Below are 5,784 nucleotides of genomic sequence, written 5' to 3' on the forward strand. Positions count from 1 at the left end.
TTAAAATATATTTTAAATAAATTGAAGGGTGGTTCGAGTAACCTGTATATGAAGAAAATTACAAGAAGAAATTTTTTAAAATCTGGAATACGCACTTGTCTATATTCATTTATAACCGCAAGTATCGGCTATTATTATGCTAAATATATAGAGCCCTATTTGCTTTCTTTTACGCAACACACACTTAAATCACCGCTCATACCAAAAGGTTTTCATGGTATGAAGATCCTTCAATTTAGCGATTTACATCTAGGATACTATTTCTCTCTCCAACATTTATCTCAAATCGTTTCCAAGATTAATGCTGAAAAGCCAGATATTGTCCTTTTTACTGGTGATCTCATTGATGATTACCAAACATATACCGAGGCTTCTTTTGTTGCATCCATTTTAAAGAATATACAGGCACCCTTCGGTAAATTTTCTATTTATGGTAACCACGATCATGGCGGATATGGAACTGAATACTATGATCACATCATGCGCGAATCTGGATTTGAACTTTTGCAAAATAGCGAAAAGCGAATTCGTTTACTGGATAATAGTGAAATTTCTATTTTCGGACTCGATGATATGCTACTGGGTAAACCAAAAATAGCGGAAACTTTACAACATGCAAAACAAAATATTTATACAATTGTTCTCGTTCACGAACCAGATATCGCGCCACAAATCGCTACATATCCAATCAATCTTCAACTTTCTGGTCATAGCCATGGCGGACAAGTACAAATTCCTTTTTTAGGTGCTATTATTACCCCGTCGCTTGCAAAAGAATATATTGAAGGTTTCTATAACATTCAAGGTTTGACTCTCTATGTCAATCGAGGTATTGGAAGAACACGTGTCCCATTCCGCTTTATGTCAAAACCTGAAATTACACTCTTCATCCTACAACATTCGTAACAATTCGCCTATTTCCTTACATATCCTTCCTTGTACGCGCTCATCCACGCTTGGTCCACCATATGATAAAAATGAGTCCAGTAAAGGAGGTTTGTTCATGTATCCATATTATCAACTGATCCCAGTTCGTTCAGCACCTTTTGGCCCAGCAGGCGACTCACGCTTCTTTCCATTTTTCGGTGTTCCATTTCTAGCTGGAATTGCTGGMGGAYTGCTAGGCGGAGCATTAGCTTTCGGGCCTAGACCGTTTTATCCGCCTTATCCACCGCCTTTCCCACCACCAGCACCTTTTCCTTGTTACGGAGGGCCTTGTCAACAACCATACTATTATTAATTTAAACCAACCATTCTTCTAATGTTTTTCTCTCAACGAACCAACTCATCACACGCCTATAATAAAAACTATTCTCTCTACTCATCCTTCCATTTTGAGAATATATGAGTAGAGAAAAAAAGTAAAAACCTCTTAAATTCAATAAGAGGTTTTTACTTTTTTCACACTATTCAGCGTCTGTATTTTGATACGCCATCTTAAATAAATTCACTTGGCTATCAATTTCTTCTATACTACTATTAATTATATAATAATAGTCACCATCTTTATTTTGTTCACGTGTTTTCACATTATCAGCTAAAACCAGCTGTAAAATTGCCTTTATTCTCGCTTTCATTTCAATATCTAAAATTGGGAAGGATATTTCTACTCGTTTTTCCATATTTCGCGTCATCAAATCAGCTGAAGATAAATATATTTTTTCATCTCCATTATGATGGAAATAATAAATACGACTATGTTCTAAATATCTTCCAACAACACTAACTACACGAATATTTTCACTTACATTCGGAATCCCAGGTCTTAAACAACATGTCCCTCTAACGATGAGCTCTACCCTTACCCCAGCTTGTGATGCTTCATACATTTTTTTCATTAACGGTTTATCTGTTAACGAATTCATTTTAGCGATAATATATCCATTTCCATATTGTCTATGATAACGGATTTCCTCATCTATTAACTCCATAAACTGCTCTCTTATATCAAACGGGGCAACAGATAAATGATGAAAATGCGGTTTTTTTGTATAACCACTCAAATAATTAAAAAAATTTGTTGCATCTACACCAAAGTCTTTTCGCGATGTAATATATCCAAAATCGGTATACAACTTCGCTGTTGCATCATTATAATTTCCAGTTCCAAGATGTACAAACCTTTCAATTTTTCCGTTTCTTCTTCTTACAACTAACGTAATTTTACTATGCGTTTTCAAGTGACTTACTCCGTAAATAACGTGACATCCGGCCTGTTCCAATTCTTTAGCCCAATGAACATTATTCTCTTCATCAAACCTTGCCTTTAACTCAACCAATACCGTCACTTGTTTTCCTTTTTCAGCTGCTACCTTCAGCGCCTGAATTATTGGAGAATCTCCACTTACACGATATAATGTTTGTTTGATCGCAAGTACATTCGAGTCATCTGCCGCATCACGGACAAAATCAACGACTGGCTGAAACGACTCAAAGGGATGGTGTAATAAAATATCATGTTCTATCGCTTTTTCAAATACATCTTCCTCATCACCTAAATCTTGAGGAGGTTGAGGAATAAGAGCCGGATATACTAGATGTTCATATAAAGGCGCTAATTTTTTATATAAGGAGAATAAACATGTTAAATCTAACGGTCCATCCATCATGTACACATCTTCATCTTTTACTTCTAACACATCATACAATAACGCTAACACTCTTTCATCAATGTGTTCTTTACCAACTTCTAAACGAACGGCAGCTCCCCACTTACGCTTTTTCAATTCTTTTTCAATTACTTTTAATAAATCGCGTGCACCTTCTTCATGGATCGTTAAATCCGCATTACGTGTAATACGGAAACGAGTAACAGGTGATACGTTATATCCTGTGAATAGTTTATGAGTAAAACCACTAATTACATCTTCTAATAAAATAAATTTATGTTTTTGCCCTTCACTCGGTAAAAATATGAAACGCTCCAGTAATGAAGGCACTTGTACAATTCCTAACTTCGTACGATTTTCTTCCTCAGCCTGTTGCTCATCATATAAAATAGTAGCTAAATTCAAACTTTTATTTAATAACATTGGAAATGGACGATACGCATCAATAGATACAGGGGTTAAAACCGGAAATATTTGTTCATCAAAATACTCCTCGATAAATTCCCTTTGCTCTTTCGTCAAATCATGGAATGTTAAACGCTCAATCCCCTCTAGTTCAAGCGCTGGCAATACATAATTTTTAAACGTTTCATACTGCACAGTCATTAACTCGTGAGATTTTATCGCAATCTTATTTAACTGTTTCTTTGGTGTTAAACCTGCTTTATTTTCTGGCTGATTAAATCCCGCACTTACTTGATCTTTCAAACCTGCTACGCGCACCATAAAAAATTCATCTAAATTCGAACTAAAAATACTAATAAACTTTAGTCTTTCTAATAGTGGATTATTTTCATCTTGCGCTTCTTGTAGTACACGTTCATTAAATGCTAGCCAGCTTAATTCACGATTATTATAATACGCTGTATCATTTAAATTTACTAAATTCCCCTTTAGTAATTCCATTCGCTTCACACTTCCCTTTGAAACTTTTTTAATATAATTTAATTACTTTTATTTTATCAAATTACAATATTCCAAAGTGTTAATTTTTTGTAAAGACATCCGTACAACCTAACATTTCAATTCGAATACTAAGTTAATATTCGTTTTTAATACTCTTTCAAGCTGTTTTTTTTGTTTTTCCGCTTGAACTTTTTCCGCCAATGCCGATTCTTCACATAAAATCCTGAATGTTAAACCTTCTTTACTTTCCGTTATATATATTGTTTCAACAAGCGATCTTTGTCGTATATTTAAAGCAGCCGAAAATTGTAATACAGCCCCTAATAATCGAATTTTCTTTTGTTCACTTTTATCAAACCATCCTTCAAACAGTGCCAAATGTTGTTTAAATAACATTTTTGATTTATAAGAAGCTATAAGCGCTAATCTAACTCGATCTTTATGCATCATACCATCAATTGTTTTGTTCGCTAGTAAGTAAAATGTATGTAAGCGGCTCGCTTCTTCATCTATATATTTTCCAATATTAAATACTTTCGCTRCTTGATGGAATATTCCCCAGTCTTTCGCTGACATAGAAATGAGTCCAGCTCCTTCAAGTTGTTTGCAGATTAATGTTCCTTGTTTAATAAGTTGAATAACAAATTCCATGTCTAATTCGTATTCATATGACAATAAATGTAAACTCTCTTCTACTACGTTCGGATAATATGAGATCCCCAAATCTTTCGTTAATTCTTCATAGAAAACACCTTCTCTTAATCCTTTTTTACTCAATACAAAAGCCGATGCCTCTATAACGTTAACAAGCATATGAAATACTTCGACCGCTGGGATAATTGTGTCTGCTCGATCTTTTGCTAACCCTTCTAATTTTTGAAGGTCTATGAATGATAATTGTTTTAATTCATCTTTTACATTTTTAATATCGTCTTCTTTCATTTTGTATAAGTGTAATCCAGCTATAGGATAACAAATTAAATTTTGGTGGATTTTCGCCATGTTCCTCGCACTACCCCCAATTGCGATAAGAGGCAATTTTTTATCAATTAACCATGGTAGCGTTCGGAATTGATACCATAAATACCTTCTAATCTCATCTAACTCCTCTGTAGTAGGAATATCATCTTGAATAAATTGTTGCTTTAAAGAAAGTGCTCCAAAAGGAAAGCTATAGTATTCTAAAATTTCTCTATTTCGAAAGTATGTAACTTCTGTACTCCCCCCACCAATATCAACTGTAATTCCTTCTGAAAATGAAGTGGAATTCATAACTGCTAAATAACCGTAACGTGCTTCTTCATATTCTGATAAAACTCTAAGAGTAAAATCTGTTTGCCCTTCAACAAGTTTTTTAATTTCCTCTTGATTCTYAGCCTGTCTAATTGTTGCCGTTGCAACACAAAGTACATGATGCAGCTTATGGAATCGTGTACTTTCTTGAAATTGAAATAATGTTTGTAATAATACTTCTATTCCTTCTTCACTTAATACACCATTTACTAAATAATTTCTTAACCTAGCGACCACTTTCGTATTTTCAATCTCTTTATAAAAACCCCCGCTTTGTTTTTCATAAATAACTAAGCGCATTGTATTAGAACCAATGTCTATAATGGCATATTGTAGTTTTAATATTTCTTTCAAACTTCTCACTCTTTCATTATCAAATTTCTGAAACATATTCTATCACTATTATACAAAATAGTTGTTTTTTGTAACAATATTGCTTTAATATTGAAAATATATACAATTACTTTTTGCATATAATAAAAACCCATTTTATTTATGCTATAATAAGGAAAAATTGAAAGGAGAGTCAATATGAAACCTTCACAACCACAATCTCCATTGCATAATCAACATTCTATTAATAGACTAGCTCAATCTATTTTCGTTGTGAATCGTCATGCTAAAGCTGCAACTAACCCTAAGTACTTATATTGGTTAAAAAAGACTGCTTTAGAACGCTTAATTACTGAAAAAAAGGCTATCAAAGAAGGATTACATTTTTCTAGAAATCCACGTTTTAGTCAACAACAATCCGATGTTCTTATACGTTTAGGTGATTATTTTTTCCATATCCCTCCTACGAAAGATGATTTTCGCACCCTACCGCATCTTGGTCACCTTGAATCCTCCTATCGAAATCCGAAAACAACCTTATCTTTAACAATAGCAAAAAAAACACTTCAAGATTATATTGGTCCTGAAGCATTAAAACAGGAAAAAAAATTAAGCGAACCAGTTCCATGGTATAGCCGTACCT

5 protein-coding genes are annotated in these 5,784 nt (G+C 33.7%); 3 read left to right on the forward strand and 2 right to left on the reverse strand.

What is annotated here, in order from left to right:
• Positions 1 to 48: 48 nt before the first annotated feature.
• Positions 49 to 906: a metallophosphoesterase gene (locus AC1DJR_RS15275; RefSeq protein WP_002014831.1), complete on the forward strand. Its 858-nt coding sequence runs from the start codon at positions 49 to 51 to the stop codon at positions 904 to 906.
• Positions 907 to 1,003: 97 nt separating this feature from the next.
• Positions 1,004 to 1,240, forward strand: a complete 237-nt coding sequence (locus tag AC1DJR_RS15280) for a hypothetical protein (protein ID WP_429686796.1) — start codon at positions 1,004 to 1,006, stop codon at positions 1,238 to 1,240.
• A gap of 166 nt (positions 1,241 to 1,406) precedes the next feature.
• On the opposite strand, the gene AC1DJR_RS15285 is transcribed toward AC1DJR_RS15280, so the two are convergent.
• Together AC1DJR_RS15285 and AC1DJR_RS15290 are read right to left on the reverse strand one after the other, a co-directional pair.
• Entirely contained in the window at positions 1,407 to 3,515 is a 2,109-nt protein-coding gene (locus AC1DJR_RS15285; protein ID WP_429686795.1) for a polyphosphate kinase, read from the reverse strand.
• Positions 3,516 to 3,623: 108 nt separating this feature from the next.
• Positions 3,624 to 5,198: a Ppx/GppA phosphatase family protein gene (locus tag AC1DJR_RS15290; protein WP_477002940.1), complete on the reverse strand. Its 1,575-nt coding sequence runs from the start codon at positions 5,196 to 5,198 to the stop codon at positions 3,624 to 3,626.
• 141 nt (positions 5,199 to 5,339) lie between these two features.
• On the opposite strand from AC1DJR_RS15290, the gene AC1DJR_RS15295 reads away from it, so the two are divergent.
• A partial coding sequence (locus AC1DJR_RS15295) for a YkyB family protein (RefSeq protein ID WP_477002941.1) occupies positions 5,340 to 5,784 on the forward strand: 445 nt, incomplete at its 3' end.

The organism is Bacillus sp. 05T31 (assembly GCF_056396725.1).